We start from the raw sequence: 25,860 nt of genomic DNA on the forward strand, positions 1-25,860 counted from the left end.
CCTGTCTTCGTAAGACGCCTCTTGTGACCGCCTAGCGAGGTCGTCGATGCTTGGACTGTCTAGCTTGGTCGTCGGCGTCGACGTCCCCTGGGTCACCAGTTGGAGCGGCGAAGACATCCTCGGCGCCGCGCCCTGCGAAACCATCGGCCGGCACCTGGCCCTGATCCAGGCCAGCGCCCCTGGCCGGGGCAAGCCGCAGTATTCCAAAAATCACCTTGTCCGCCAGCGGCTCTCGGTCGCGCGAATGCTGTGTCCCATGTGCGGCGAGACGACCGATCCAAGCGATCGATGGACCCAGGTGGCGACGCGGCGATGCGCCGGCCAGCTTCGGGCGCGCGGCGGTCAGGTGCGGGCGGACATCGGCGACGACCAAGTCTTGATCGACGCCGGCTCTATCGCACCGCTGCATCGGCGATGCGTCGATCGCTCGATGAAATACTGCCCGCATCTCCGATCAAGCGACGATGTGATGGTGATGCGTTTCCCGCGTGACTGGCTCGTCTTGCCCTTGCTGGTGAAATCCGACGCCGGCCCCGGCGTGGCGGTGGCCTTCCTGCAGCTCTGCGGGATCAAGCAGACCATCGACCGACGCTGGCGCACCCTGGCCCCCTGAGGCGGGAGGCGCGGAGAGGATCGAGGTGCGCGCATCCCGATCTATATGTGCGGTCCACGATGGGGTCGTGCACGGCCTTGAGCCAGCCGCCCAGTTGTGAGGGGTCGCCTTCTATCCGCATCTGGCCTGTGCTCAGAAGCCTATCCAGCAGGAGGGCGTATTCGGGGTCATCGCCGTACAGGAGGTTCAGGGCGCGCGCCCCGGCAGCGGTGATTTCGATGGTGATGTCCGCGCGCTCGTCAGGCCGCGCTCCGGCTCGGAACCCCGGCTTTCCGTCGCGGATGTCGAAGCGAAGACCTTGCACGAGACCTTCGCCTATTTCCGCCCCGTCCGTGTAGCGTTCGACAAGGGACACATTCAGGTCCGCCGCCAGCCCCGATCGCACGGCGGCTTCGGTCATGACGGCCCCGACCATTTCAAACCAGGCCAAGGCGCCATGGCGCAGTTTCGATCGGGTCGTCATCAGGCTCTGCTTTCCTAAACACGCGTCTTCGATGTCCGCGAGGAGGGCGGCGCGCGGCGGGCCGATCGATTTCAGGCGACCTTCAGGACGATCTTGCCCTGCGACCCGCCTTGCGCCGCCCGCTCGTGGGCCCTGCCGGCTTCCGCGAGCGGGAACTGACTTCCGATCACGACGCGGATCGTGCCGTCGTCGAGCAGACGCGCGATCTCGGCCAGTTGCGCCCCGCTGGAGCGAACCTGGGTCGTAGAGACCGTGACGCCCCGTCTTTGCGCCTCCTCAGCCGCCGCAATGCCCAGCGGGAACACCAGAAACAGCGCCCCGCCCCGCTTGATCACAGGCAGGAAGCGGGCGGCGGCCGGACCGCCGACGGCGTCGATGACCAGATCGACATCCCGCACCACGGTCTCCGCCGCCGTCGTTTCGTAGTCGATGACCTCATCGGCGCCGAGATCGCGCAGCAAGGCCTGCTGCTTGCCGGACCCGACCGCGATGACGCGCGCGCCCTTCCACTTGGCGATCTGCACGGCGAAATGCCCCACGCCGCCCGCCGCGCCGTTCACCAGGACCGTCTTGCCGGCCAGCGGAACCGGATGATGCAGGGTCGGCTGAAGCGGGTTGGGCTCATCATGACCGCGCGCGACCAGGAACTGCCAGGCGGTCAGCAGCGACATCGGCGCGCCGGCGGCCTGAACGTGATCGACCCTGGTCGGCTTGAGCGCCAGTTCGGAGGCGGGCACGCTGACGTATTCGGCATAGGCCCGGGAGCCCCCCATCATGCCGGTGGGGAAGCGCACCATCGAATAGACTTCGTCGCCGACGGCGAAGGTTTTCACGTCATCGGCGACCGCCTCCACCACGCCCGAAACATCCGTTCCGAGGATCATGGGGAAGTCGACCTGCGGCCGCCATTCGGGCGGCAGGGCCTTGTAGCCTTCGCGCAGATGGAAGTCGGGAGGATTGAGCCCGACCGCGTGAACGCGAACCCGCACTTCGCCCGGCTTCAGTTCGGGCACGGGAGCGTCCTCGTACACCAGCACCTCGGGTCCGCCGAATGCATGCTGCTGGATGGCCTTCATCGTCTTTACGGACATTGTCTGATCCTCACGGAATGCGTCTGCGCATCCATGACAGGCAGATAGTCGCGTCCATTCGTGTTGATAATGATCCCGCGTTTCGCTTAAATAGCGCCATGACGGAACATATGGGCCTGGATCGGCTGACAGGCCTGATCGCGTTCGCGCGGGCGGGATCCCTGGGCAGCTATACGGCCGCCGCCCGCAGCCTCTCCATCTCGCCGTCCGCCGTCAGCAAGAGCGTGCAACGGCTCGAGCAACGTCTGGGCGTGTCGCTCTTCACCCGCACGACCCGCTCCCTGACGCTGACGCCGGAGGGGCGTGAGTTGCATGGGCGGGCGCTGAAACTGCTGCAGGACGCCGAAGAGATCGAACAGGTGGCGATGACCGCCCGCTCGGAGCCGTCGGGCGTTCTGCGGATCGCCGCCTCGCTCCCGCTGGGCATCCATGTGATCGCACCGGCGCTGCCGGAGTTTCGCCGACGCTATCCCAAGGTGACCGTCGATCTGCGGCTGAGCGACCAGATCGTCGATATCGTGGATCTGGGCGTCGATGTCGCCGTCCGCATCGGAGAGCTGGCGGACTCTCGGCTCCTGTCGCGCCGCCTGGCGCCCATGCGGCTCGGCGCCTTCGCCTCGCCCGCCTATCTGGCGTCACGGGGCGCGCCGACCCATCCGGACGCCTTGGCCGAGCACGATACCGTCAATCTCCGCTACCAGAGCAGCGGTCAGGTTTTTCGCTGGCCGTTCAAGATCGGCGAGCGGGAGATCGAGATCGTCCCGCCGTCCGGAATCATCGTCGATGTCAGCGAGGCGGTGCTCGCCGCCCTGGCGGCCGGCGGCGGCGTCGGCCTGAGCGCGACCTTTGTCGCAGCCCCCTATGTGGCGCGCGGCGAGCTGGTTCCGATCCTGACCGAATACGCCGTCGAGCGCCACAACATCACGGCGCTCTGGCCGGAAAGCCGCCGGGCCAATCCCGCCGTCCGGGCCTTCCTGACCCTGCTTCAGGACATCCTCTAGGCCGTCGACCCTAGGCCACGGACGGCGTCTCTTCGGTGACGTCCTCGGTGCGGGCGGCGGGATCGGCGACGGTCGTCAGGTCCTGGATCGGCGAGACATAGTCGGCCATGGCGTCGAACTCGTCCAGGAAGACGGCGCGCTTGTCGTCGGCCTCCATGATCACCTCGTGCAGGGCGCCGGGGACCTCGACATAGCGGCCGCGGCCCAGGCGTTTGGCGGCCCAGCGGTTGGTCTGTTTCCACACCACGTCGTCATTGTCGGCCTGGACGATGGCGACCGGTATCTTGACCGCTTTCAGGGCCTTGGGCTTCAGCGCCCGCTCGCCGGCGTCCAGGGCGAAGGCCAGCCAGCCGTAGGTGGGGCCGCCGATGGCCAGGTGGGGGCAGGCGTACAGCTGCTGGCGCCACATCTCGTAGCGCGCCTCGTCCGAAGTCAGGGCGTCCTCGGCGAAGGTGTGATCGAACGGATCATCCGGGTCGCCCAGGATATAGTCGCCCGCATGGCCGTGGCGGATGTTCCAGCGGACCGCCAGCTTGACCGACCACATCGACCGTTTGCCGGTCTTGATGCGCAGCATCGGGCTGGACAGGACCGCCCCCGAGAACCGGCTCTCGCCGGCTTCCAGCGACAACAGGTTCAGGCAGGCGCCCATCGAATGGCCGACCATGATCCAGGGCTTGGGGCACTGGTCCTCGAAGGCGTCCAGCAGCCGGCCGTAGTCGTCCAGAAACTCCTCGACCGCGCGGGCGTGGCCCTTCAGGCGGTCGGGCAGGAGCCGCGCCGACAGACCCTGGCCGCGCCAGTCGTGAGCCAGGACGCACCAGCCGCGCGCCAGGAAATTGCCGATGACCTCGAAATATTTCTCGATCGGTTCGGTGCGGCCGGGGCTGAGCACCACCGTGCCGCGCGGCTTTTCGGCGGTCAGGTGCGACGGCGTCCACAGGGCGGCGCGCAGCCGCATGCCGCCGGCCCCCCGGTACCAGTCGCCCTTGCCGCCTGGCGGCGAGGACGCGCCTGGAACCCCCATCAGGGGGGCGTTGGCGGCGAAGGCTTGGGCGCGGTTCACTCGGGTTTCCTGAATTTCAAGGTCATGCGGTCGCTCTCGCCGATCTCCTCGTATTTGGATCGGTCGAAGGCGGGGTCGGCGGGGTCGCCGCGAGGGGCGGTCAGGCGGGTCGGCGGCAGGGTGTCGACGCCGAACGGATGATCCTTGGTGTCCTTCTCGTTGGCGTTGACCTCGGATGCGGCGACGAAGACGAAGCCCGCCTCTGCAGCCAGCTGTCGGACGAAGGCCTCCTGGACATAGCCGTTGGCCGCCACCGGATCCTGGTCCTCTTCCGGGGCCAGACGGTGCTGTTCGACGCCCAGGACGCCGCCAGGCTTCAGGGCGGCGAAGGCGTCGGAGAAGGCCTTTTCGGCGATCCCGGCCGCCATCCAGCCGTGCAGGGTGCGCATAAACAGGCACAGGTCGGCCGTGCCCGCCGGAGCCACTGGGCCGGAGGCGGCGCCGAAGGTGGTGAACTGGGGCTCGCCATACAGTTTCTTGTCGGCGCTGAACCGGGTCTGGAAGGCGGCGTTCAGGGCGGCCTGGGCCGGATCGGCGGTCGGCCCCTCCGGGAACAGGGCGGCGATATAGGTCCCCTGGCCCCGCGTCAGATAGGGGGCCAGGATTTCAGTGTACCAGCCGCTGCCGGGCCAGAATTCGACCACCGTCATGCGCGGTTGCAGCCCGAAGAAGCGCAGGGTCTCCATCGGATGGCGGAAGGCGTCGCGGGGCCGGTCCTGGGCGCGCCACGGCCCGGCGACGGCCCATTCCAGCGATCCTTCGGGCGGACCGGCGGGGGCGGGCGGCGCCTCGGGGGCCTCCTCCTTCTTGGGGCCGCAGCCGGCCACGGCGATCAGGGCCAGAGCCGCGGCGCCGGACAACAGGAACCGGCGCGACGGGTCGCTGGAAATCGCAGAAAGAGCAGCCATCAAAACACCCCCTCGGAACGCCGGGCCCCGTGTCCGGCAAACCTTGGTCGAACGGGCATAAGCAGGTTCGTGGCGCGGGTCAAAACCCGACTATTCCGGTTTGCGGAAACGCAGGGTCATGCGGTCGCTTTCGCCGACCGCATCGAAGGTCGCGCGCTGATCGGGGGTCAGGGCGGCCGAGCCGTCGCGGGCCTGGGACTGGCGCACCGGCGGCAGGGTCCAGACGCCGAACGGGTGGTCGTGGTCGTCCCTGGGATTGGCGTTCAGCTCGCTGCGGGCCTCCAGGACGAAGCCGGCGTCCTGGGCTTCGTGGATCACATAGCTTTCGGGCACATAGCCGGTCGAGGCGACGTCGGCGACGTTCAGGCCCTCGGCGCTGCGGTGCTGTTCTACGGCCAGGATCCCGCCGGGCTTCAGGGCGGCGTAGAAGGCCTTCAGATAGGGCTGGGTGCGGCCGTCGCGGGACCAGTTGTGGAAGGCGCGGGCCACCAGGATGAAGTCGGCCGAGCCGGCCTCGACCCCCATGCCCTCGAGCGGGCGACCGACTCCGACATAGCGACCGCCGGTCGCCGCCGCATAGGGCTCCAGGATATGCCGCCACCAGCTGGCGCCGCCCGGCTCGATCTCGACCACCGTCATGCCCGGCGTCAGGCCCCAGAAGGTCAGGGCCTCATAGGGGTGACGGGCGGCGTCGCGAGCCCGGTCGGCGGCGGGACGGGTCTGGGCGGCGACGGCGGCCTTCAGGGCCGTATCCTCCTCGAAGGTCGGCATGGCGCTGGACAGGGCCGAGCGCGGCGGCGTCCAGGCGCCTTCGGTCTGGGAGGGCGGCTGGGCCGGAGATTGGGCGGCGGCCATCGTCGGGGCGACGGTCGACAGCAGGGCGGAGAGGCCGAGGGCGGCGAGACGCATGGGCGTGTTCCTTGATCCGGTTCGCCCCTCCTTACGGAGCATCGTGGCCGGCGCAAATGACGATCCCGAGACGCCGACGATTTGCCGCGTATTCCACCCCCTTGACGCCGGTTCGCCGCATCCCATTTCAGTGTCCGAGAGCGCCGGTTCCGGGCTCTCCAGACCGACGGCGCCGATTTCGGGTCGCCGGGCTGAACTCCTACCGTCCGGGCAAACCGCCGGGCGGCTCAACCTTGCTGATCCTCAGGAGGATGCTGATGCGTACCTATGATTTCACCCCGCTGTACCGTTCGGCCGTCGGTTTCGACCGTCTGGCCAATCTGCTGGAAACCGCCGCGCGGACCAGCCAGGACGGCGGCTATCCGCCCTATAATATCGAGACCACGGGCGAGAACGCCTATCGCATCGAGATCGCCGTCGCCGGATTCTCTCCCGACGAGCTGAATATCGAGGTGAAGGAAAACCTGCTGACCGTGACCGGCCGCAAGACCGCCAACGACGACGCCGAGGCGCAGAAGACCTATCTGCACCGCGGCCTGGCCGAGCGCGATTTCGAGCGCCGCTTCCAGCTGGCCGACTATGTGGTCGTGAGCGAGGCCAATCTGGTCAACGGCCTGTTGTCGATTTCGCTGAAGCGCGAACTGCCGGAAGCGCTCAAGCCCCGCCGCATCGAGATCGGCGCCGGCCAGCCCCTGATCGAGGGCAAGGCCCAGACCAAGGTGGAAGACAAGGCGGCCTGATCCGCCTTCGGACCCGAGACTATGGAAGGGCGGCGTTCGCGCCGCCCTTTTTCTATGCCGACTTTTGGGCCGCCAGATGCGCGAAGGCGGCGACCACCTGTTCATAGGCCGGGCGTTTGAACGGCACGATCAGTTCGCAGGCCTCGGACAGGGCGCCCCAGCGCCAGGCGTCGAACTCGATCTCGTCGTCGGCTTGCAGGTCGATCTCGCTGTCCTGTCCGGTGAAGCGGAAGGCGAACCACTGCTGGCGCTGACCCACGAAACCGCGCCAGGCCTTGGGGTTGTTCATCGCCTCGGGCGGGAAGTCGTACAGGATCCAGTCGTCGGTCCGCGCCAGGAATTCGACAGAGGTCACCCCCGTCTCCTCGCGCAGTTCGCGCAGGGCGGCGGCCAGCAGATCCTCGCCCTCGTCCACCCCGCCCTGCGGAAACTGCCAGTTATGCGGGCCGGGCGTGGCGTGGCGCCGTCCGTACCAGACCCGGCCTTCGGCGTTGAAAAGCACGACCCCGACATTGGGGCGGTACAGACTGAGGTCGGTCATTACCGGCCGGACCGCAGGGTCATGGCCGAGGCGGGCGCCAGCTGCAGACCGCGCTGTTCCAGACCGGCGGTCCAGCGGGCGGCGGCCTCGACCGTCACCGGATAGGAGAAGCCGGTCCCCAGGGCCGAGCCGCGCAGCTTGGCCTGGGCTTCCAGACTGTTCAGGGCGGCGATGATGGCGGCGGGGGACTGGGTCTGATCGATCACCTTGTCGGCGCTGGCGCGGGCCCAGGCGCCGGGACGGCGCTGGAACGAACCGTCGTCCAGGAAGGCGATCCCGCGCTGGCGCAGGGTCGACAGGAAGGCGCTCATTCCCGTGTCCGAGGTGGCGAACCGGTCGCCCAGATAGTTGGTCACGCCGAAATAGCCGACAGCGCGGCCCAGCAGCCAGTCCATCTTGGCCTGGACGTCGTCCGGGGTTCCGCTGGCCAGCAGCGTATAGGGGCCGGGGTCGTTGTCGGGATAGCCGGTGGGCTCCATCGGCATTTCCAGCATGACCTCGTGGCCCTGGGCGCGGGCCTGGTCGATCCAGGACTGGAGATTGTCGGCATAGGGCACGAAGCTGAGCGTCACCTCGGGGGGCAGGCGTTCGATGGCCGCGCGGGTGGTGACGGCGTTCAGCCCCAGGCCGCCGACGATCAGCGCCACGCGCGGCTTGCCGTTCGAGCGGAACGGACGGGCATAGGCCTGAGCCGGAACGCGGCCGTCGGGCGCGATCATCGGCAGGGGGCCGCTGGGACCGGGTTGCGACAGGCCGGCGATCGGGGCCTTGGCCAGCGGAGACGCCGCCTGGACGGGGGCGCTATAGCTGGCCCCGCCCGCGACGGTGGCGCCGTCCGGCAGGGTGATCACGGCCTCGCCGCCTGCGGCGCCGCTGGGGTCCCCGGTTCCGGTCAGGTCCTGATACAGGCCCATGGCCCCCATGGAGAAGGCCTCGAACCCGGTCGGGGCCGGGGCGGGCGCGGCCTCTTCACGATGCAGGGCGATCCGGGCTGAAGGCGTGCCGGCGCGCGGGTCGCCGAGGACGGTCAGAAACAGGGCCGTCGCGGACAGCAGGAAGAGGCCGGAAAGCCCCGCGATCACCGGCGGCTTCTTCAGCGCGGCGACGACGGGTTTCAGGCTCGGCTTTCCACGCGCCGCGGGCGGAGAACCGGCGGCGGCGGCGAGGGCGGACTGGCGTTTGGCGAACATGGACACGGGGCGGAATCCTTCACGCCCAGTCTTGCATCGCGCCGGTTAAGAAACCCTAACGGCGGGTTCACCATGACCTTTCCTATCGCGACCTGTCATGGAACGTGCGTTGACGGCGGCGTTTCGGCTCTTTCACATGCCGGTCTCCCCGCTGCCGACTAGGACATGCCGATGATGACCCCCGCCGCCGACGACGCCCTGCGTGAAGAAGTCCGACTGCTGGGCGGCATTCTGGGCGAGGTCATTCGTCAGGAAGGCGGCCAGGATCTGTTCGATCATGTCGAGGCGGTGCGCCAGGCCTCGGTCGCCTATCACCGCGACCCGGCCTCGCATCCGGCCAAGCGGCTGGAGAAGCTGTTGACCGCCATGACGGTGGATCAGGCCGCCGGCCTGGCCCACGGCTTCGCCCTGTTCTCCCTGCTGGCCAATATCGCCGAGGATCGCGCCACCCGTCGTCGCGCCCAGGACCAGGTCGTGGCCGGCGCCCGTCCCGATACGCCCGAAGGCGCCCTGCAACGGCTGGCCGAACAGAAGGTGGACAAGGCGGCGGTGCGCGCCCTGCTGGACGAGGCCCTGGTCTCGCCGGTCCTGACCGCCCACCCGTCCGAGGTGCGGCGCAAGAGCGTCATCGACCGGATCGCCGCCGTCAGCGACATGCTGGACGCCTGCGACAAGGCCGGCGACGCCTGTTCCGCCGCCCAGATCAACCAACCGCTGCGCCGCCAGATCGTCATCCTGTGGGCCACGCGTCTGGTCCGCACCCAGGGACTGGTGGTGCAGGACGAGATCGACACCGTCGTCTCCTTCCTGGACCGCATCTTCCTGCGCGTCGCACCGAAGCAGTTGTCGGCCTGGCGGCGCCTGCTGGACGCCCCGGACCTTCAGCCCTTCATGCGGGTCGGCACCTGGGTCGGCGGCGATCGGGACGGCAATCCGAACGTCGACGGCGCCGTGCTGGCCGCCGCCTTCCGCACCCAGTCCCGCGCCGTCCTGGGTTATTACCTGGAAGAGGTTCACGCCCTGGGCGCCGAGCTCAGTCTGGCGGCCGAACTGGCCCAGGTCTCGCCGGAACTGGCCGTCTTGGCGGACGCCGCCCACGACCCGTCCCCCCATCGCGCCGACGAACCCTATCGACGCGCCCTGACCGGCGTCTACGGTCGCCTGGCCGCCACCTATGAGGCGCGGGGCGGAACCCCGCCGCCCCGCCGCGCCGTTGTCGCCGCCGAGCCCTACCCCGGCCCCGACGCCTTCGAGGCCGATCTGAAGATCATGCGCGACAGCCTGATGGCGTATAATGGCGAGGTCTTCGCCGACGACCGGCTCAGCGACCTGGTCACCGCCGTCGAGATCTTCGGCTTTCACATGGCGACCCTGGACCTGCGCCAGAACTCGGACGTCCACGAACGGGTCGTCGCCGACCTGCTGAAGACGGCCGGGGTCTGCGCCGACTATTCCGGTCTGGACGAAGAGGGGCGGCTTTCGGTGCTCGCCGCGGAACTGGCCTCGCCGCGCCTGTTGTTCAGCCCCTATGCCGACTACGCCGCCGAAACCCTGAAGGAGCGCGGCATTCTTCAGGCCGCCGCCGAGGCCCTGGCCGCCTTCGGCCCCCAGGCGATCCGCACCCATATCGTCTCCAAGACCGACGCGGCCTCGGACCTGCTGGAGGTCTATCTGCTGCTCAAGGAGGTCGGCCTCTATCGCCCCGAGGATCCCGCCGCCTGCCCGATCCAGGCCGCCCCCCTGTTCGAGACCATCGAAGACCTGCGCGCCTCGCGTCCGACGCTGGAGCGCCTGCTGAAGGAGCCGTCCGCCCTGGCCGTCGCCAAGGCGCGCGGCGTTCAGGAAGTGATGATCGGCTATTCGGACTCCAACAAGGACGGCTCGTATCTGACGTCCGGCTGGGAGCTGCACGAGGCCTCGCGCGCCCTGGTCGAGGTGACCAAGGCCGCCGGCCTGAAGCTGCAGCTGTTCCACGGGCGCGGCGGCACGGTCGGGCGCGGCGGGGGTTCGTCCTTCGCCGGGGTGCTGGCCCAGCCGGAAGGCACGGTTCAGGGCCGCATCCGCACCACCGAACAGGGCGAGGTCATCGCCAACAAATACGGCGAGCCCGAGATCGCCCTGCGCAACCTCGACGCCCTGACCTGCGGCGCCGTCCTGGCCTCGCTGGACCAGGGCAAGGATCACGTGTTCACCGCCGACCACGGCGCCACCCTGTCGGACCTGTCCGCCCGGTCGATGGCCGCCTATCGCAAGCTGGTCTATGAGACCGACGGCTTCGTCGACTATTACCGCGCCGCCACCCCCATCGCCGAGATCGCCGATCTGAAGATCGGCTCGCGCCCGTCATCGCGCACCGCCTCGACCCGGATCGAGGATCTGCGCGCCATTCCCTGGGTGTTCAGCTGGTCGCAGAGCCGGGTCATGCTGCCCGGCTGGTTCGGTTTCGGTTCGGCCGTCCAGGGCCAGGACATGGCCGAACTGAAGGCCATGGCCGAGGTCTGGCCCTTCTTCCGCACCCTGGTCCAGAACATGGAAATGGTCATGGCCAAGTCGGACATGACGGTCGCCCGCCGTTACGCCACCCTGGTGCCCGATCCGGCGCTGGCGGCGCGCATCTATGGCGAGATCCGCGACGAGTGGCAGAGAACCCACGACGCCGTCCTGGCCATCACCGGCCATGACAGGCTGCTGGGCGGCCAGCCCGAGCTGGATCGGCTGATCCGGCTGCGGATGCCCTATGTCGAGCCGCTGAACCATGTGCAGATCGAACTGATCCGCCGCCGCCGCGCCGGGGATGAAGACCCCCGTGTTCGCGAGGGGATTCTGCTGGCGATCAACGGCGTGGCGGCAGGGCTGCGCAACAGCGGCTGATTACAGCCGCAACCATGACGACGATTTAATCCGCCTGTCTTGGATCGGCGGCTGAACCCTCATTGAGCTGTTACACAACACGCGTATTGCGCCTTCGTCGCCGTTTCGAGCGATTATCTTTCTCTTTAGGAGCAAAGCGATGAAGGTTCTCTCCCCCGTTCTCTTCGCCGTCGCCGTCCTGTCCGTGTCCCCCGCCCTGGCCCAAAGCGATGACGCGCGGATCGCCTTCCGCGATCTGGACCTGTCCTCGGCCGCCGGCGCCGCCGCCTTCGACGGCCGCATCGACCAGGCCGCCGCAGACCTGTGCCGCAACTTCACCGTTACGGGCAGCCGGATCGTTCGCAGCCACGCCTGCCGCTCGGCCGTTCGCGCCGAGGCGATGCGCCAACTGCCGCGTTCGCGCCAGGTCGACTACGCCCGCGCCCCGCGCGACGCCCGTCAGGTCGCCCAGGTCGTCGGCCTGTTCGCCAACAGCTGATCCAAGACCGGCGAAGGGCGCCCGTCGCCCTTCGCCGCATCGGCCGGCCTACAGCCACTTCGTGCGTTTGAAGGTGATGTAGAGGCCGACGCAGACCGCGACGATCAGACCCATCACGGCCGCGTAGCCGTAACGCCAGTGCAGTTCGGGCATGAACTCGAAGTTCATGCCGTAGATGCCGGCGATGGCCGTCGGCACGGCCAGCAGCGCCGCCCATGAGGCCAGCTTGCGGGTGATCACCCCCTGCCGCTGCTGTTCCAGCAGATTGGCGACCTCGAACACCGAGGCCAGGATGTCCGTCAGCCCGTTCAACCGGCTGTTCACCCGACGCACATGGTCGGCGATGTCGCGGAAATAGGGTCGGATGTCCGGGTCGATACAGGGCAGGTCCAGCGACTGCAGCCGACCCGCCACCTCCTCCATCGGCCCCAGGATGCGCCGGAACTTCAGCAGTTCGCGGCGCAGGGTGAACAGGCGGCGGATCTCGCGCCGCGACAGGAAGGCCTCCAGCGCGCGCTGCTCCAGCTCCAGCACGCTGTCCTCGGCTCCGTCGACGATCGGCACATAGGCGTCGGCGATGAAGTCCAGCACCCCGTGCAGGACGAAGTCGGGACCGGCGCGAAGCTGTTCGGGGGAGGCCTCCAGCTGGGCGCGCAGGGCCGTGTGCGACCGGGCCGAGCCGTGGCGAATGCTGATAACGTGGTCCGTGCCGACGAAGACGTGGGTCTCGCCATAGCGGATGACGTCGTCCACCTTTTCGGCGGTGCGGGCGACGACGAACAGTTCGTGGCCATAGACTTCGACCTTGGGCATCTGGTGGGCCGACAGGGCGTCCTCGACCGCCAGGGGGTGAAGGTGGAACCGCTTCACCAGGACATCGAACTCGGCGTCGGTCGGCTCGTGCAGGCCGATCCAGACGAATTCGCCGGGTTTCATCGTCAGGCCCTTTTCCGTCAGCGGCGCCGCCCGTACGCGCTTGCCGTCACGATAGACGTAGGAGGCGACGACGGACATGCGGGCTCTTCTCTCGGCGGATTCTGATCCTGATCTAGGCCAGGTCGCGCCCAAACGAAACGGCCGGCGGATCGCTCCGCCGGCCGTTCGCTCATTCAGTCCAACTCGGCCGAAGGCCGACAGGCCAGGATCAGGACACCGGGAAGCCGCGGACCTTCAGCAGGGCCGCCACGTCCGGGGCGCGACCGCGGAAGGCGCGATAGGCTTCGGCCCGGTCGGTAGTGTTGCCCGGCGCCAGCATGATCGACTTGAACCGGCCCGCGATGTCCGGATTGAAGACGTCGCCCGACTCCTCGAAATAGGCCCAGGTGTCGGCGTCCATCGTCTCGGACCACAGGTAGCTGTAGTAGCCGGCCGAATAGGCGTCGGACGTGAACAGGTGATTGAACTGCGGCAGGCGGTGCCGCATCACGATCTCCCTGGGCATGCCGATGCGCGCCAGGCTGGCCTTCTCGAAGGCGTCGATGTCGGTCGGCGGCGTGGTTTGCGTGTGCAGGTCCATGTCGACGATGGCGGACGACAGGTAGCTAACCGTCGCATAGCCCTGGTTGAAGGTGGACGAGGCCTGGATCTTGTCGACCAGGGCCTGGGGCATGGCCTCGCCGGTCTGATAGTGTTTCAGATAGCCGTCCAGGATCGGCCGGCTCAGCACCCAGTGCTCGTGGACCTGCGACGGATATTCGACGAAGTCGCGCGGCGTATTGCCGAACGACGGATAGGTCACGTTCGACGAGAAGTAGTGCAGGGTGTGGCCGAACTCGTGGAACAGGGTCTCGGCGTCGTCCAGCGAGATAAGCACCGGCTCGCCGGGCTCGGGCTTGGTGAAGTTGTTGTTGTTCGAGCCCAGGATCACCTTCGATCCGTCTAGCGTCGAGAAGGACCGGTAGGTGGTCATCCAGGCGCCCGAACGCTTGCCCGGACGGGCGTAGTCGTCGGTGTAGTAGAGGCCGATCAGCTTGCCGGTGGCCTTGTCGTGCAGTTCATAGACCTCGACGTCCGGCTCGAAGGTCGGGACCGAACCCTTGGGCAGTTTGGTGAACTTGAAGCCGTACAGACGTTCGGCCATGGCGAAGGAGCCAGCGCGGACGGCGTTCAGTTCGAAGTACGGCTTCAGCTGGTTCTGATCCAGGTCGTACTTGGCCTTGCGCACCTTCTCGGCGAAGTAGAGGTAGTCCCACGGCTCGATGTCGAAACCGGCGATCGCCTTCATGTCGGCGACCTCCTCGGCCACGCGGGCCTTGGCGGGAGCCCAGACGCGGTCCATCAGGTTCTGCGCATTGGCCGGGGTCTTGGCCATGGTGTCCTGCATCCGCAGTTCGGCATGGTTGCGATAGCCCAGCAGCTTGGCCCGCTGATCGCGCAGCTTCACGATCTCGGCGATGGTCGCATTGGTGTCGTTGGCGTCGCCGTTGTCGCCGCGATTGACGAACTTCTTCCAGACCTGCTCGCGCAGGGCCCGGTCGTCGGCGAAGGTCAGGAAGGGATCGACGGCCGAACGGGTGTTCAGAATGGCCCAGCCCTGGAGATTGCGGCTGCGCGCGGCCGAGGCGGCGGCGGCCTTGTTCGAGGCGGGCAGGCCGGCCAGGCCGGCTTCGTTGGTGATCAGGGTCCAGGCGTTCTCGTCGGCCACCACCTTCTGGCCGAAACGGGTGAAGGCGTTGGACAGGGCGGTGTTGATCCGGCCCAGCTCGGCCTTGCCGGCCGCGTCCAGATTGGCGCCCGAACGGATGAAGGCGTCGCGACGACGCTCGGCCAGACGCTTCTGCTGGGCGCTCAGGCCCATGGCGTCGGCGTTGTCGGCGACGGTCTTGACGCGCTGGAACAGGGCCGCGTTGAAGGTGATCTCGTCCGAGGCCGCCGACAGGATGGGCGACAGTTCGGTGTCGACCGCGTCATAGGCCTCGCCGCCGATATTGGAGGTCATGACGCCATAGAGGTTGGACGCCCGGTCCAGCGGCTCACCGGCCAGCTCCAGCGCCGCCATGGTGTTGGCGAAGGTCGGGGCCTCCGGGTTGTTCGCGATGGCGGCGATGTCGGCGCGTTGCAGCTCGATGCCTTCCAGCATGGCCTCGCGCAGCTTGGCCGGGGTCACCTTGTCGAACGGCGGCAGGCCGTCATACGAACCGGTCCACGGCTGCAGCAGTTCGGCCTTGGGCGTCGCGGCCGGCAGGACGGCGCGGGCGATGCGGCCTTCTTCAGCCAGGTCCATGGCGGTCGGCGCGCCGGCGGCGGGCGTAGCGCCGGATCCGGTGGAGGCGCAGGCCGAGAGGGCCATCAGGCTGCCGCCCGCGATGAGAAGCTGGCGTCTGTGCATGGAATGCTCCGTGGAAAAATCATGTCGGTGTCACACTTAGGCGCACCGGACCGGATCGTCACCTGTCCCGCCCGTTAAAGGCCCGTAATCTTGTTGGATCGATCGTCGCACTGTTCTAAAGCCCGGATATGGCTATTGGCGTTTTCGACTCCGGCGTGGGCGGCCTGACCGTCCATCGCGAACTGACCCGGCGCTTTCCGCAGCGCGACTTCGTCTATCTGGCCGACCAGGCCCACGCGCCCTATGGCGGGCGCGGCGGCGAGGACATCGTCGAACTGACCAGGGCGGGGTGCGAGCGGCTGTTCGAGGCCGGCGCCTCGGTCGTGGTCCTGGCCTGCAACACCGCCAGCGCCATCGCCCTGCGCCGTCTGCAGCAGACCTGGATCCCCGGCCTGCGCGAACGGCTGGGCCGGCCGGTCAATGTGCTGGGCATCATCGTGCCGACCATCGAGGCCGCGACCGGCAAGCCCTGGAGCTTCGAGGCGGAGCGCGCCGCAGAAGGGGATAAGGTCGAGGCGATCGCTGTCACCGGCGTCTTCTGCACCGCCGCCACCGCCATCAGCCGCGTCTTCGAGATCGAGATCGACAAGCGGCGCGAGGACATCGCCGTCTTCTCCGAACCCTGCCCCGGCCTGGCGGGCCTGATCGAGCTGGGCGCCCCGCGCGAGGAGTTGAAGGTTGTGGTGGACGACCACGTCGACGCCCTGCGCCGCCGCATCGGCCGCCACCCGGACAAGGCCATCCTGGGCTGCACCCACTATGAGATCATCGCCGAACTGTTCGCCTCGGCCCTGCCGGCGGGCACGGTGCTGATCAACCAGCCGACCGCCGTGGCCGATGCGCTGGAGCGGTATTTCGCGCGGCACCCCGAATTCGAACTGGGCGACAGCGGCCGCCGCGACTTCCTGACGACGGGCCAGGCCGGTCCGCAGTCGGAAATGGTGTCGCAATTCTGGGGCGCGCCGCTGGCGTTCGCCCAAGCGTAGGGGCGGACACGGCGCCGACGCGGTGCTCCGCCACCGCACGTCATCCTAGGCCTTGTGCCTAGGATCCATACTCCCGGTGTCGGACTATGAAGCGCAGACTTTGCCGCTCTTCGCTATGCGGCGGGTCCTGAGTCTATGGATCCTAGGCACAAGGCCTAGGATGACGGTTGTGGGGGTGGGTGGAACTCAACACCCCGGACAGTCCGGCAGGGCCTCGCTTTCCAGCTGGAGCGTCGTGTGGCGGATGGAATGGCGTTTCGCCAGCGCCTGAGCCTCCATCAGCAGGGCGACGCCGTCCTCGCGGTCGTGGACCAGATGGGCCGTCAGGGCGGTCTCGGTCGTGGACAGGCCCCAGACGTGCAGGTCGTGGACCGCGCGCACGCCCGCCAGCCCCAGCAGCGCCTTTTCCAGCTTGGCCACGTCCACGTCGGCGGGCGCCCCGTCCATGGCCAGATTGACCGAGTCCTTCAGCAGGCCCCAGGTCGACCACAGGATCACGGCGACGATGACCAGGCTGACGATCGGATCGACCAGGGACCAGCCGGTCAGCATGATCAGCCCGCCGGCCGCCACCACCCCCAGCGACACGCCGGCGTCGGCCATCATGTGCAGATAGGCGCCCCGCGCGTTCAGGTCGTGCTGGGACTTCATGAACAGCAGGGCGGTGCCCAGATTGATGAAGAAGCCGATGGCCGCCACCGTCATGATCACGCCCGAGCCGACCGGCGCGGGTTCTGCAAAACGCCGCACGGCCTCGAAGGCGATGGCCCCGCAGGCGAAGATCAGCAGCAGGGCGTTGCCCAGGGCCGCCAGCACCGTCGCCTTGCCGAAGCCGTAGGTGCGCCGGCCGCCCGCCGCCCCGTGCGCCCCGCGCCGCGCCAGCCAGGCCGCGCCGCCCGCCATGGCCAGGCCCAGGACATCCGACAGATTATGCCCGGCGTCGGCCAGCAGGGCGGTCGAATCCGCGATCAGGCCCGCGCCGAACTCGCAGAACACGAAGGCCAGATTGACCACCAGGCCGACGGCGTAGCGCCAGTCGCCGGTGTCCACCGGTCCATGGGCGTGCCCATGCCCATGATGATGGTGGTGATGGCTATGCGAAGAGTCATGGCCGTGATCATCATGATCGTGCCCATGATCGGAATGGTCGTGTTCGAGCGAGACGTTCATGGCTTCGCCTATACGCTCTTTGCGCCAACGGCCAAGCTGGTACTTGATAACGCATTGAATGTTATCATGTAATATCCATCAATGCGGCTGGAAAACGATCACCAGCCCCAGGGCGATCAGGGCCACGCCCAGCACCGCCCCTTCATAGCGCGCCCACCGCTCCATCCGCAGGATCGACGCGCCCGCGCTGGCCAGGCCCGTGAACACCGCCATGCCGGCGATGGTGCCGACGGCGAAGACCAGGGTCAGCAGAGCCAGGGCCGCCAGGCCCTGGGAGGCCGAAGACAGATAGATGGGCAGCAGCACCTCGCCCGGCGACACCGCCATCATGGCGACCAGGCCCAGGAAGGCGGCCTTGTCGGACACGGCCGGCGGCGCGGCCTCCATCGTCGGGCCGCCCGCTGTTGCAGGCCGCAACACCGTGGCGCGCGCCAGGTAGAAGGCGCCGAACAGGAACAGCAGCACCGCCGCCAGATGAGGCAGGAGCCCCTCGACCCACTGATCCAGCGCCAGGCCCGCCGCCACGATCAGGCCGCCGACCACCGCCGTCGAGGCGATATGGGCCAGGCCCGCCGCCGTTACGGCCAGCAGCACGCGCGACGCCCGCCAGCCCTGCGCCCGACCCACCAGGGTGAAGGGCAGCCAATGGGTCGGCAGGGCGGCGTGCAGGAAGGCCGCGACGAAGCCGCCCCCGAGCAGGGACAGCAACACGGACGGTTCGGAGACGGGCGACATGGGCGGGCCTATACTCCGTTACTTTATAACGGTCGAGACCAATTCCACCTTACAGCCAGTCGGCGAAGGGTTCCCGGTCCAGCATGTCTTCATAGGTGGGGCGCGGCCGAATGACGGCCCACTGGTCGCCGTCGACCAGAACCTCAGGGACCAGGGGGCGGCTGTTGTATTCGCTGGCCATGACGGCCCCATAGGCGCCGGCCCCGGTGAAGACCACCAGATCCTCGGCCTCCAGCGGCGGCAGGCTGCGGTCGCGCGCAAAGGTGTCGCCCGTCTCGCAGACCGGCCCCACCACGTCATGAGACAGGGCGGCGCCGGGACGGGGATTGACCGGCTTGATGTCGTGGAAGGCGTCGTACAGGGCCGGCCGCATCAGGTCGTTCATCGCCGCGTCCAGCACCAGGAAGCGCCGCCCGTCCGAGCGTTCGTTGACCTGGATCACCTGGCTGAGCAGCACCCCGGCGTTTGCGGCCAGCAGCCGGCCGGGCTCGAACGCCGCCTCGACGTCCAGCCCGGACAGGACCCGCGCGGCCATGGCCACATAGTCGGCCGGGGACGGCGGTTCGACCCCGCCCGAATAGGGCACGCCCAGGCCGCCGCCCAGGTCCAGCCGCGTCACCGCATGCCCCTGGGCCCGCAGGTCGCGCGTCATCTGGGCCAGCACGGTGAAGGCGGCCTCCAGCGGGGCCAGGTCGGTGATCTGGCTGCCGATGTGACAGGCCAGGCCGACGGGCGTGACATGGGGCGAGGCCGAGGCGCGGGCGTAGAGGGCCATCGCCTCCTCGACCGGCACGCCGAACTTATCGCCCTTGCCGCCCGTGGTGATCTTGGCGTGGCCGCCCGCCCCCACATTCGGATTGACCCGCACGGCCACGGCGGGCGACGCCTGCATCAGGGCGGCGACCGCGATCAGCCGATCCAGCTCGGCGCCGGATTCGATATTGATCTGGCGCACGCCGACGCCGATGGCGAAGACCATCTCGACATCGGTCTTGCCGACGCCGGAGAAGATGATCCGGTCAGCCGGAATTCCCGCCGCCAGGGCGCGACGAATCTCGCCCTCGGACACCGTATCGGCGCCCGAGCCCAGCCTGGCCAGGGTCGCCAGCACCGACAGGTTGGAGTTGGCCTTGACCGCAAAGGCGATCAGGGCCTCGCCCAGGGCCTCGCGATGGGCGTCGGCGGCGGCGCGCAACAGGCCGTAGTGCCGCTTCAGCGTCGCGGTGGAATAGACATAGACGGGCGTCCCCACCTCGTCGGCGATGATCTCGAGCGGGACGCCTTCGGCGTACAGGGCGCCGTCCTTCAGGTCGAAATGATGCAAGGCGGCCTAGCGGGGATCGTTCTGGGCGGCGCCGGCGCCGATCGGATTGGAGGGACCGCCGTCGATCGGCACGCTGCTGGACGGGCGGTTCAGGGTCGCCGGTTCGGGCAGGCCGGGGGCGCGGCTGCTGCGCGGCGCGCGCTCGGTCTCGCGCGCCGGCGATTCCAGGTCGGCCATGCGGCCGCAGCCGGCGGCCGACAGGGCGAGCAGGCCCGCGAGGATCAAGGTCTTTTTCATAGGCGGGCTCTCCAGTCGGCGATGCGCGCGCGGACCTGTTCCGGCGCGGTGCCGCCATAGCTCTGACGGCTTTGGCACGAAGCCTCGGCGGTCAGCACCTTGTAAACCGCTTCCGTGATCCCGGGCTCCAGTTTCTGCATTTCCGTCAGCGGCAGTTGCGACAGGTCCACGCCCATCGCCTCGGCCTGTTTCACCGCCGCGCCCGTCACATGGTGCGCCTTGCGGAACGGCAGGTTCAGTTCGCGCACCAGCCAGTCGGCCAGGTCAGTCGCGGTCGAGAAGCCGGCGCCGGCGGCCGCCGCCATCCGTTCGGTATTGGGCCGCAGGGCCGAGACCATGGCCGTCATGGCGACCAGGGCCAGGTCCAGGGCGTCGAACGCCTCGAACACCGGCGGCTTGTCTTCCTGCATGTCCTTGGAATAGGCGAGCGGCAGACCCTTCATCACGGTGGACAGGGCGACCAGCGAGCCCAGGATCCGGCCGGTCTTGGCCCGGACCAGTTCGGCGGCGTCTGGATTGCGCTTCTGCGGCATGATCGACGACCCGGTCGTCAGGTCGTCCGGCAGGCTGGCGAAACCGAACATCGGCGTCATCCAGACCACGATCTCCTCGGCCAGGCGCGACAGGTGTCCCGCCGTGATCGAGGCCGCGGCCAGGCTTTCCAGCGCGAAATCGCGGTCGGACACCGCGTCCAGCGAATTGGCCATCGGCCGGTCGAAGCCCAGTTCGGCCGCCGTCATGTGGCGGTCGATCGGGAAGGGCGAGCCGGCCAGGGCGGCGGCGCCCAGCGGGCTCTCGTTCATCCGCGTGCGGGCGTCGGCGAACCGGCCGGCGTCGCGGCCGAACATCTCGACATAGGCCATCAGATGGTGACCCAGGGTCACGGGCTGGGCGGTCTGCAGATGGGTGAAGCCCGGCATCAGATCGTCGGCGTGCTGTTCGGCCCGGTCCAGCAGGGCGGCCTGAAGCGCCTTCAGCTGGCCGATGGTGCGGTCGGCGGCGTCGCGGACCCACAGGCGGAAATCGACGGCCACCTGGTCGTTGCGGCTGCGGGCGGTGTGCAGCCGGCCCGAGGGTTCGCCGATCAGTTCCGACAGCCGGGCCTCCACATTCATGTGGATGTCCTCGAATTGGTCACGGAAGGGGAAGGTCCCGCCGACGATCTCAGACTCGATGGCGTCCAGCCCGCCCAGAATGGCTTCGGCGTCGGCCGGCTGGATGACGCCCTGCTTGGCCAGCATGCGGCAATGGGCGCGCGATCCGGCCAGATCCTGACGCCACAGACGCTGGTCCACGCCGATGGAGACGTTGATCGCCTGCATGATCTCGGCGGGGCGCGACGAAAAGCGGCCGCCCCACATGTCTTGACCTGCGGGCTTGGCCGGGGCCTTAGAAGCACTGGCTTGGGCGGTATCGGAGGCGGCGTCTGTCATGAGTGGCTCGAGAAAGGCGATCTGGGCGGTCGTCGGCGCGCTCGTGCTGTTCAGCACGCTCGCCGGCGCCGGCGGCTTGGCGATGTCGCTATACGCCAATCATCGGCAGAAGGCGCAACCCCAGACGACGCCCGTGGCGAAAAGCGATCTGGCCCGGTTCGCCGTCGGGCCGCTGGCGTCGCTGGAGACGCCGACCGAACTGAAGACCGCGCCGGAATACATGTTCCGCGACCGCAACGGTACGGCGGTGCGGTTCTCGACCTTCGAGGGCAAGGTGGTGGTGGTCAATCTGTGGGCCATGTGGTGCGCCCCGTGCCGCACCGAAATGCCGACCCTGGCCCAGTTGGCCCGGTCCTATCAGCGCAACGAGGATCTGATCGTCCTGCCGATCAATGTCGACGCCTCGCCCGACGCCCTGGCCGACGCCAGGAGCTTCATCGACGTTCACGAGCCCCTGCCGCTGTACAGCGACCTCAAATTCCAGCTGCCGTTCGAGTTTCCGGGCAAGGGCAAGATGCCCCAGACCATCTTCCTGGATCGCGAAGGCCGTATCCGCGCCACCTTCTCGGGCGAAGCCGACTGGAACAGCCCCGAGGCCCACGCCCTGATCGACGCCCTGCTGGCGGAAGGCGCGCCCCCGGCCGGAGCGACGCCGCCCGCCTGAGGCGTCAGTTGTCGGCCGGCACGCGCTGGTCGGTGTTCGGGTTGACGGCGCCGGGCCTGCCCTCGGCGGCGGCCTCGGCCTGGTTTTCCTCCAGCTCGTCGGCGACATTGCCGGCGCCGGTTTCGACCGCCTGGGCGGCCTTCATAGCGCCGGACTCGATGACTTCGCCCGCCTGGGCGGCGACTTCGCCGGTGCGATCCGCAGCCGCCTCGGCGTTGGCTTCGGTCTTTTCCTGCTCGGCCTCGGTGCAGGCGGCGGCGCCCAGGGACAGGACGGCGGCGGCTGTCAGCAGGGCTTTCGTTCGGATGGTCATGAGGTCTCTCCGGTCAAGGTTGTCGGCCGCTGAACGCGGCAGGACCGGGCCGGTTGCCAAAAGAGCTTCTGCGAGGTCGTTTGCCACAGACGCAACTTCAGGTAACAAAAGAAAACCCACAGTTGCTTGCCGGCTATAAACATGGTTCCCTCTCTTAGGGAATAGTCCCCAGGAGGAATGAAATGAAATTGTTCCGTTCGAGCTTCGCCCGGTTCAGCGCTGCCCTCGCGATGGCCGCTACTGCGTCGCTTGCTTCCGTGACTGTGGCGTCTGCCGATCCATCAGATCCTGTCTGCATCATGCCGCCCGAAGACTACTGCACATACTTGGGCGGCTATACCTACGGTACGACGGCTTGGAAGCAATGCTATCGCACCGCCAGCGCGCTATATTACGGCGAGTACTGCGGCGGCATTTGGTCATAAAATTCCAACAGAACCTATCGGTCCGCTCTCTAAGGGCGGACCATTTCCCTTGGGCATCGGAGCTTATGAGAAGGTGGTGACTGGAGGCGGGATCGAACCGCCGACCTGTGGGTTATGAATCCACCGCTCTAACCATCTGAGCTACCCAGTCGCATCCCGTCTCCGGGCGTCCGCGCGACCTGGGGCCAGCGCGAAAGAGGCGTGCCTATATCGCCGTCGGGCGCGCGGTTCAAGTCGTCTCGACGCAGATCGTGCGGCGATGCGGCGCAGGACAGGCCTCGGCGGGAACGGTAACGCTGAAGGGGTCGTTGCCGATGTCAGCCCCCAGTCCGTCCCAGATCCCCTCAAGACCTCGCCGGAGCTTCCCCCGCCATGCGCCTGATCGTCCTCGCCGCCTCGACCTCCCTGCTCGTCCTCGCCGCCGCCTGCGGCGCCAACGGCGAGAGCGCTCCGGCCTCAAGCCAGGCGGGCGCGGCGCTGGAGACCCGGCCGGCCAACAACCCCGACCAGCAGCCCGCCTTCCCCGGCCAGACCCGGGCGCCGGGGGTGAAGACCGACGTCGCCTTGAGCCACAGCGTCGTCGCCTCGGGCCTGACGCATCCGTGGGGCCTGGCCCTGATGCCCGACGGGCGCTGGCTGGTGACGGAAAAGCCCGGCCGGCTGCGCATCATCACGGCCCAGGGCCAGGTCGGCGAACCGGTTCAGGGCCTGCCCCGCGTCGATGCACGCGGCCAGGGCGGCCTGCTGGACGTCATCACAAGCCCCGGATTCGGCCAGGACCGGCTGATCTACTGGAGCTATGCGGAGCCTCGTGAGGGCGGCAACGCCACCTCAGTCGCCCGAGGTCGCCTGTCCGACGACGGGGCGCGGGTGGAGGACGCCCAGGTCATCTTCCGCGCCCTGCCCGTCTATGACGGCGACAAGCATTTCGGCTCGTCCCTGGCGTTCGCATCGGACGGCAAGCTCTTCATCACCCTGGGCGAACGCTCCGACAGGCCGATGCGGGCGCAGGCCCAGGACCTGGGCTCGCACATGGGCAAGACCATCCGGATCAACGCCGACGGCTCCGTGCCCCAGGACAATCCCTTCGTCGGCCGTGAGGGCGCCCTGCCCGAGATCTGGAGCCTGGGCCATCGCAACGTCCAGGGGATCGCCGTCCAGCCCGGCACGGGCGCAGTCTGGACCATTGAGCACGGCACGCGCGGCGGTGACGAGGTCAACCTGGACAAGCCGGGCCTGAACTATGGCTGGCCTGACGCGGCCTATGGCGTGGAATACGCGGGCGGACAGATCACGGGCGGCAATACGCAGGCGCAGGGCACGGAGCAGCCGGTCTATTACTGGGATCCGGTCATCGCGCCGGGCGGGGCGGCCTTCTATCAGGGCCCCATGTTCCCCGGCTGGGACGGCGATCTGCTGGTGGCCGGTCTGAAGGAGAAACATATCGCCCGGCTGGTGATCGAAAATGACCGCGTCGTCGGCGAGGAGCGGCTGCTGACCGACCTGGGCGAACGCGTCCGGGACGTGGCCGTGGGACCGGACGGCGCGGTCTGGGCCATCACCGACGAGGACGACGGCAAGCTGGTCAGGCTGGCGGTCGCGCAGTAGTCTGGCTGCGCCGGGGGCAGGGCCGAAACGCCGACGCGTTTCGGAAATAGGAGACACCATGCGCACCCTCTTCTTCGCCATCCTGATGACTGCACCGCTGATGACAGCCTGCGCCTCGACCGGCCAGACGAACACCTATCAGGAAGATCTCAAGCGGCTTGAAGCCAGTTGCACCGAGCGTCAGGGCATTCTGACCCCGACCGGCCTGCAAAGCGGCCGGCCCGAGACCGAATACGCCTGCCGCATCACGGGCGGCGCCAGCCGCATTCCCCCGCGCTGACGGGCCACCGGAGCCGGCCCGACCCGCGCAACCGTGACGGTCGCGGCCGGCTTAGTGCGCGCCTTAATGTCTGGCGCGACCTCCGACCTACCCCCATCTGGATTTGTGCGGCCCCGTCGCCGCGGCCGTTCACGCGGCTTATTACTTGACGTTGACGTAAACGTAGGGTTCTTGGCGTTCGAGCTTAGACCCGTCCTTTCCCCGACCGTCGCGCGACGCCCAATCCTCATCGGGCGCCGCGCGCAGGGGCCGAAAATGGAGACTCACGCCCATGGCTGACGCCTATATCTACGACGCCGTCCGCACCCCGCGCGGCAAGGGCAAGAAGGACGGCTCGCTGCACGAGATCACCGGCCTCAGCCTGGCGACCCAGGTTCTGGAGGCCCTGCGCGACCGCAACGACCTGGACACCTCCAAGGTCGACGACGTCATCCTGGGCTGCGTCACCCCTGTGGGCGAACTGGGCGCCGACATCGCCCGCACGGCGGTGCTCTCGGCCGGCTGGTCGCAATATACCGCTGGGGTTCAGGTCAACCGTTTCTGCGCCTCGGGCCTGGAAGCCGTGAACATGGCCACGGCCAAGGTGAAGTCCGGCGAGGCCGACTTCGCCGTCGGCGGGGGGGTCGAGGCCATGAGCCGCGTGCCCATGGGTTCGGACATGGGCGCCTGGCCGACCGATCCGTCGTCGGCCTTCCCCACCTATTTCGTGCCGCAGGGCGTGTCGGCCGACATGATCGCGACCAAATACGGCTTCAGCCGCGACGACGTGGACGCCTATTCGGTCGAGAGCCACAAGCGCGCCGCCCAGGCCTGGGCCGAGGGCCGGTTCAAGAACTCGGTTCTGGCGGTCAAGGACCAGCTGGGCCTGACCATCCTGGACCGTGACGAGACCATTCGTCCGAACACGGACATGCAGACCCTGGGCGGCCTGAACCCCTCCTTCGCCATGATGGGCGAAATGGCCTTCGACAGCGTGATCAACCAGCGCTACCCCGAGGTCGAGCGCGTCAACCACGTCCATACCCCCGGCAACTCGTCCGGCATCGTCGATGGTTCGGCCGGCGTGCTGATCGGTTCGCTGGAAGCCGGCCAGGCCCTGGGCCTGAAGCCGCGCGCCAAGATCCTGGGCGGCGCCTCGATCGGCTCGGAGCCGTCGATCATGCTGACCGGCCCGGAATATGTGACCCGCAAACTGCTGGGCAAGCTGGGCATGACGCCCGACGACATCGACGTGTGGGAGCTGAACGAGGCCTTCGCCGCCGTCGTGCTTCGCTACATGCAGGCCCTGAACATCGACCACGCCAAGATGAATGTGAACGGCGGCGGCATCTCGATGGGCCACCCCCTGGGCGCCACCGGCGCCATGATCACCGGCATCGCCCTGGACGAGCTGGAACGCTCGAACAAGTCGACGGCCCTGATCACCCTGTGCATCGGCGGCGGCATGGGCACCGCCACCGTCATCGAACGCGTCTGATCCGGAGCG

General features: G+C 68.2%; 26 protein-coding genes and 1 tRNA gene. 11 read left to right on the plus strand and 16 right to left on the minus strand.

Features of this window, described 5'->3' with window-relative positions; all coding sequences use genetic code 11:
* Positions 1 to 46 precede the first annotated feature (46 nt).
* Positions 47 to 613, plus strand: coding sequence for a hypothetical protein (locus tag AC1RSI_RS02480; RefSeq protein ID WP_154726106.1), 567 nt, complete (start codon positions 47 to 49; stop codon positions 611 to 613).
* On the opposite strand, the gene AC1RSI_RS02485 is transcribed toward AC1RSI_RS02480, so the two are convergent.
* Positions 570 to 1,013, minus strand: a complete 444-nt coding sequence (locus tag AC1RSI_RS02485; RefSeq protein ID WP_230307617.1) for a hypothetical protein — start codon at positions 1,011 to 1,013, stop codon at positions 570 to 572. The genes AC1RSI_RS02480 and AC1RSI_RS02485 overlap by 44 nt on opposite strands.
* Before the next feature lie 134 nt (positions 1,014 to 1,147).
* Complete coding sequence (locus tag AC1RSI_RS02490) at positions 1,148 to 2,167, minus strand: NADP-dependent oxidoreductase (protein ID WP_154726107.1); 1,020 nt, start codon at positions 2,165 to 2,167, stop codon at positions 1,148 to 1,150.
* Positions 2,168 to 2,265: 98 nt separating this feature from the next.
* Between AC1RSI_RS02490 and AC1RSI_RS02495 the strand changes: the two genes are divergently transcribed.
* Complete coding sequence (locus tag AC1RSI_RS02495) at positions 2,266 to 3,168, plus strand: LysR family transcriptional regulator (RefSeq protein ID WP_154726108.1); 903 nt, start codon at positions 2,266 to 2,268, stop codon at positions 3,166 to 3,168.
* A gap of 10 nt (positions 3,169 to 3,178) precedes the next feature.
* On the opposite strand, the gene AC1RSI_RS02500 is transcribed toward AC1RSI_RS02495, so the two are convergent.
* The 3 genes from AC1RSI_RS02500 to AC1RSI_RS02510 form a co-directional block, all read right to left on the minus strand.
* Complete coding sequence (locus AC1RSI_RS02500) at positions 3,179 to 4,234, minus strand: alpha/beta fold hydrolase (protein WP_052005101.1); 1,056 nt, start codon at positions 4,232 to 4,234, stop codon at positions 3,179 to 3,181.
* The gene (locus tag AC1RSI_RS02505) at positions 4,231 to 5,142 is read right to left on the minus strand and encodes a class I SAM-dependent methyltransferase (RefSeq protein ID WP_008261396.1); all 912 of its coding nucleotides are present in this window, start codon (positions 5,140 to 5,142) and stop codon (positions 4,231 to 4,233) included. The genes AC1RSI_RS02500 and AC1RSI_RS02505 overlap by 4 nt, the downstream gene beginning before the upstream one ends.
* A 90-nt stretch (positions 5,143 to 5,232) precedes the next feature.
* Complete coding sequence (locus AC1RSI_RS02510; protein WP_008264318.1) at positions 5,233 to 6,051, minus strand: class I SAM-dependent methyltransferase; 819 nt, start codon at positions 6,049 to 6,051, stop codon at positions 5,233 to 5,235.
* A gap of 257 nt (positions 6,052 to 6,308) precedes the next feature.
* Here AC1RSI_RS02510 and AC1RSI_RS02515 point away from each other — a divergent pair, with 257 nt between their 5' ends.
* A complete protein-coding gene (locus AC1RSI_RS02515; protein WP_035308211.1) occupies positions 6,309 to 6,791 on the plus strand; it encodes an Hsp20 family protein in 483 nt (160 codons plus the stop codon).
* A 52-nt stretch (positions 6,792 to 6,843) separates the two neighbouring features.
* Here the strand turns inward: AC1RSI_RS02515 and AC1RSI_RS02520 are convergent, their stop codons facing one another.
* Entirely contained in the window at positions 6,844 to 7,332 is a 489-nt protein-coding gene (locus AC1RSI_RS02520) for an RNA pyrophosphohydrolase (protein ID WP_035308180.1), read from the minus strand.
* Positions 7,332 to 8,522: a divergent polysaccharide deacetylase family protein gene (locus AC1RSI_RS02525; protein WP_052004996.1), complete on the minus strand. Its 1,191-nt coding sequence runs from the start codon at positions 8,520 to 8,522 to the stop codon at positions 7,332 to 7,334. The genes AC1RSI_RS02520 and AC1RSI_RS02525 overlap by 1 nt, the downstream gene beginning before the upstream one ends.
* 171 nt (positions 8,523 to 8,693) lie before the next feature.
* On the opposite strand from AC1RSI_RS02525, the gene ppc reads away from it, so the two are divergent.
* The gene (gene ppc, locus AC1RSI_RS02530; RefSeq protein WP_328287931.1) at positions 8,694 to 11,393 is read left to right on the plus strand and encodes a phosphoenolpyruvate carboxylase; all 2,700 of its coding nucleotides are present in this window, start codon (positions 8,694 to 8,696) and stop codon (positions 11,391 to 11,393) included.
* 139 nt (positions 11,394 to 11,532) lie between these two features.
* Positions 11,533 to 11,871, plus strand: a complete 339-nt coding sequence (locus AC1RSI_RS02535) for a UrcA family protein (protein WP_035308186.1) — start codon at positions 11,533 to 11,535, stop codon at positions 11,869 to 11,871.
* Positions 11,872 to 11,919: 48 nt separating this feature from the next.
* On the opposite strand, the gene AC1RSI_RS02540 is transcribed toward AC1RSI_RS02535, so the two are convergent.
* Complete coding sequence (locus AC1RSI_RS02540; protein WP_035308188.1) at positions 11,920 to 12,885, minus strand: magnesium and cobalt transport protein CorA; 966 nt, start codon at positions 12,883 to 12,885, stop codon at positions 11,920 to 11,922.
* A gap of 130 nt (positions 12,886 to 13,015) precedes the next feature.
* The gene (locus tag AC1RSI_RS02545; protein WP_035308190.1) at positions 13,016 to 15,199 is read right to left on the minus strand and encodes a M3 family metallopeptidase; all 2,184 of its coding nucleotides are present in this window, start codon (positions 15,197 to 15,199) and stop codon (positions 13,016 to 13,018) included.
* Between the two features lie 128 nt (positions 15,200 to 15,327).
* Here AC1RSI_RS02545 and AC1RSI_RS02550 point away from each other — a divergent pair, with 128 nt between their 5' ends.
* Positions 15,328 to 16,185 (plus strand): glutamate racemase, encoded by an 858-nt coding sequence (locus AC1RSI_RS02550; RefSeq protein ID WP_008262261.1) that lies wholly within the window; start codon positions 15,328 to 15,330, stop codon positions 16,183 to 16,185.
* Positions 16,186 to 16,371: 186 nt separating this feature from the next.
* Here AC1RSI_RS02550 and AC1RSI_RS02555 read toward each other — a convergent pair whose 3' ends face one another.
* Positions 16,372 to 17,235 carry a cation diffusion facilitator family transporter gene (locus tag AC1RSI_RS02555; protein WP_230307665.1) on the minus strand — a complete coding sequence of 288 codons (864 nt, stop codon included), beginning with the start codon at positions 17,233 to 17,235 and terminating at the stop codon, positions 16,372 to 16,374.
* A gap of 18 nt (positions 17,236 to 17,253) precedes the next feature.
* Here AC1RSI_RS02555 and AC1RSI_RS02560 point away from each other — a divergent pair, with 18 nt between their 5' ends.
* Entirely contained in the window at positions 17,254 to 17,427 is a 174-nt protein-coding gene (locus tag AC1RSI_RS02560; RefSeq protein ID WP_230307664.1) for a hypothetical protein, read from the plus strand.
* A gap of 6 nt (positions 17,428 to 17,433) precedes the next feature.
* Here the strand turns inward: AC1RSI_RS02560 and AC1RSI_RS02565 are convergent, their stop codons facing one another.
* From AC1RSI_RS02565 to argH, 4 genes are read right to left on the minus strand one after another with little or no spacing between them, the layout of a single operon-like run.
* Positions 17,434 to 18,090 carry a hypothetical protein gene (locus tag AC1RSI_RS02565; protein ID WP_154726430.1) on the minus strand — a complete coding sequence of 219 codons (657 nt, stop codon included), beginning with the start codon at positions 18,088 to 18,090 and terminating at the stop codon, positions 17,434 to 17,436.
* Between the two features lie 49 nt (positions 18,091 to 18,139).
* A complete protein-coding gene (lysA, locus tag AC1RSI_RS02570; RefSeq protein ID WP_154726429.1) occupies positions 18,140 to 19,414 on the minus strand; it encodes a diaminopimelate decarboxylase in 1,275 nt (424 codons plus the stop codon).
* 6 nt (positions 19,415 to 19,420) lie between these two features.
* On the minus strand, positions 19,421 to 19,651 hold the full coding sequence (locus AC1RSI_RS02575) for a hypothetical protein (protein ID WP_008262007.1): 231 nt from the start codon (positions 19,649 to 19,651) through the stop codon (positions 19,421 to 19,423).
* Complete coding sequence (argH, locus tag AC1RSI_RS02580; protein ID WP_164952696.1) at positions 19,648 to 21,084, minus strand: argininosuccinate lyase; 1,437 nt, start codon at positions 21,082 to 21,084, stop codon at positions 19,648 to 19,650. The genes AC1RSI_RS02575 and argH overlap by 4 nt, the downstream gene beginning before the upstream one ends.
* Between argH and AC1RSI_RS02585 the strand changes: the two genes are divergently transcribed.
* Positions 21,083 to 21,748 carry a TlpA family protein disulfide reductase gene (locus AC1RSI_RS02585; protein ID WP_154726428.1) on the plus strand — a complete coding sequence of 222 codons (666 nt, stop codon included), beginning with the start codon at positions 21,083 to 21,085 and terminating at the stop codon, positions 21,746 to 21,748. The two genes, argH and AC1RSI_RS02585, sit on opposite strands and share 2 nt — an antisense overlap.
* Positions 21,749 to 21,752: 4 nt before the next feature.
* Here the strand turns inward: AC1RSI_RS02585 and AC1RSI_RS02590 are convergent, their stop codons facing one another.
* Together AC1RSI_RS02590 and AC1RSI_RS02595 are read right to left on the minus strand one after the other, a co-directional pair.
* Entirely contained in the window at positions 21,753 to 22,061 is a 309-nt protein-coding gene (locus AC1RSI_RS02590; RefSeq protein ID WP_154726427.1) for a hypothetical protein, read from the minus strand.
* Positions 22,062 to 22,560: 499 nt separating this feature from the next.
* Positions 22,561 to 22,637, minus strand: a tRNA-Met gene (locus tag AC1RSI_RS02595).
* A 221-nt stretch (positions 22,638 to 22,858) separates the two neighbouring features.
* Here AC1RSI_RS02595 and AC1RSI_RS02600 point away from each other — a divergent pair.
* From AC1RSI_RS02600 to AC1RSI_RS02610, 3 genes are all read left to right on the plus strand, one after another.
* A complete protein-coding gene (locus AC1RSI_RS02600; protein WP_154726426.1) occupies positions 22,859 to 24,094 on the plus strand; it encodes a PQQ-dependent sugar dehydrogenase in 1,236 nt (411 codons plus the stop codon).
* Between the two features lie 58 nt (positions 24,095 to 24,152).
* On the plus strand, positions 24,153 to 24,374 hold the full coding sequence (locus AC1RSI_RS02605; RefSeq protein ID WP_154726425.1) for a hypothetical protein: 222 nt from the start codon (positions 24,153 to 24,155) through the stop codon (positions 24,372 to 24,374).
* A gap of 271 nt (positions 24,375 to 24,645) precedes the next feature.
* Positions 24,646 to 25,851 carry an acetyl-CoA C-acetyltransferase gene (locus AC1RSI_RS02610; RefSeq protein WP_008260643.1) on the plus strand — a complete coding sequence of 402 codons (1,206 nt, stop codon included), beginning with the start codon at positions 24,646 to 24,648 and terminating at the stop codon, positions 25,849 to 25,851.
* The last annotated feature ends 9 nt before the right edge of the window (positions 25,852 to 25,860 follow it).

The organism is Brevundimonas sp. GW821-FHT10E09 (assembly GCF_058809375.1).

Bases quoted from the DNA above. Each gene is read 5' to 3' on its own strand.
- AC1RSI_RS02480 (WP_154726106.1), top strand. From the start codon at position 47: ATGCTTGGACTGTCTAGCTTGGTCGTCGGCGTCGACGTCCCCTGGGTC.
- AC1RSI_RS02485 (WP_230307617.1), bottom strand. From the start codon at position 1,013: ATGACCGAAGCCGCCGTGCGATCGGGGCTGGCGGCGGACCTGAATGTG.
- AC1RSI_RS02490 (WP_154726107.1), bottom strand. From the start codon at position 2,167: ATGTCCGTAAAGACGATGAAGGCCATCCAGCAGCATGCATTCGGCGGA.
- AC1RSI_RS02495 (WP_154726108.1), top strand. From the start codon at position 2,266: ATGACGGAACATATGGGCCTGGATCGGCTGACAGGCCTGATCGCGTTC.
- AC1RSI_RS02505 (WP_008261396.1), bottom strand. From the start codon at position 5,142: ATGGCTGCTCTTTCTGCGATTTCCAGCGACCCGTCGCGCCGGTTCCTG.
- AC1RSI_RS02510 (WP_008264318.1), bottom strand. From the start codon at position 6,051: ATGCGTCTCGCCGCCCTCGGCCTCTCCGCCCTGCTGTCGACCGTCGCC.
- AC1RSI_RS02515 (WP_035308211.1), top strand. From the start codon at position 6,309: ATGCGTACCTATGATTTCACCCCGCTGTACCGTTCGGCCGTCGGTTTC.
- AC1RSI_RS02520 (WP_035308180.1), bottom strand. From the start codon at position 7,332: ATGACCGACCTCAGTCTGTACCGCCCCAATGTCGGGGTCGTGCTTTTC.
- AC1RSI_RS02525 (WP_052004996.1), bottom strand. From the start codon at position 8,522: ATGTTCGCCAAACGCCAGTCCGCCCTCGCCGCCGCCGCCGGTTCTCCG.
- ppc (WP_328287931.1), top strand. From the start codon at position 8,694: ATGATGACCCCCGCCGCCGACGACGCCCTGCGTGAAGAAGTCCGACTG.
- AC1RSI_RS02535 (WP_035308186.1), top strand. From the start codon at position 11,533: ATGAAGGTTCTCTCCCCCGTTCTCTTCGCCGTCGCCGTCCTGTCCGTG.
- AC1RSI_RS02540 (WP_035308188.1), bottom strand. From the start codon at position 12,885: ATGTCCGTCGTCGCCTCCTACGTCTATCGTGACGGCAAGCGCGTACGG.
- AC1RSI_RS02545 (WP_035308190.1), bottom strand. From the start codon at position 15,199: ATGCACAGACGCCAGCTTCTCATCGCGGGCGGCAGCCTGATGGCCCTC.
- AC1RSI_RS02550 (WP_008262261.1), top strand. From the start codon at position 15,328: ATGGCTATTGGCGTTTTCGACTCCGGCGTGGGCGGCCTGACCGTCCAT.
- AC1RSI_RS02560 (WP_230307664.1), top strand. From the start codon at position 17,254: ATGCCCATGATGATGGTGGTGATGGCTATGCGAAGAGTCATGGCCGTG.
- AC1RSI_RS02565 (WP_154726430.1), bottom strand. From the start codon at position 18,090: ATGTCGCCCGTCTCCGAACCGTCCGTGTTGCTGTCCCTGCTCGGGGGC.
- AC1RSI_RS02575 (WP_008262007.1), bottom strand. From the start codon at position 19,651: ATGAAAAAGACCTTGATCCTCGCGGGCCTGCTCGCCCTGTCGGCCGCC.
- AC1RSI_RS02585 (WP_154726428.1), top strand. From the start codon at position 21,083: ATGAGTGGCTCGAGAAAGGCGATCTGGGCGGTCGTCGGCGCGCTCGTG.
- argH (WP_164952696.1), bottom strand. From the start codon at position 21,084: ATGACAGACGCCGCCTCCGATACCGCCCAAGCCAGTGCTTCTAAGGCC.
- AC1RSI_RS02590 (WP_154726427.1), bottom strand. From the start codon at position 22,061: ATGACCATCCGAACGAAAGCCCTGCTGACAGCCGCCGCCGTCCTGTCC.
- AC1RSI_RS02600 (WP_154726426.1), top strand. From the start codon at position 22,859: ATGCGCCTGATCGTCCTCGCCGCCTCGACCTCCCTGCTCGTCCTCGCC.
- AC1RSI_RS02605 (WP_154726425.1), top strand. From the start codon at position 24,153: ATGCGCACCCTCTTCTTCGCCATCCTGATGACTGCACCGCTGATGACA.
- AC1RSI_RS02610 (WP_008260643.1), top strand. From the start codon at position 24,646: ATGGCTGACGCCTATATCTACGACGCCGTCCGCACCCCGCGCGGCAAG.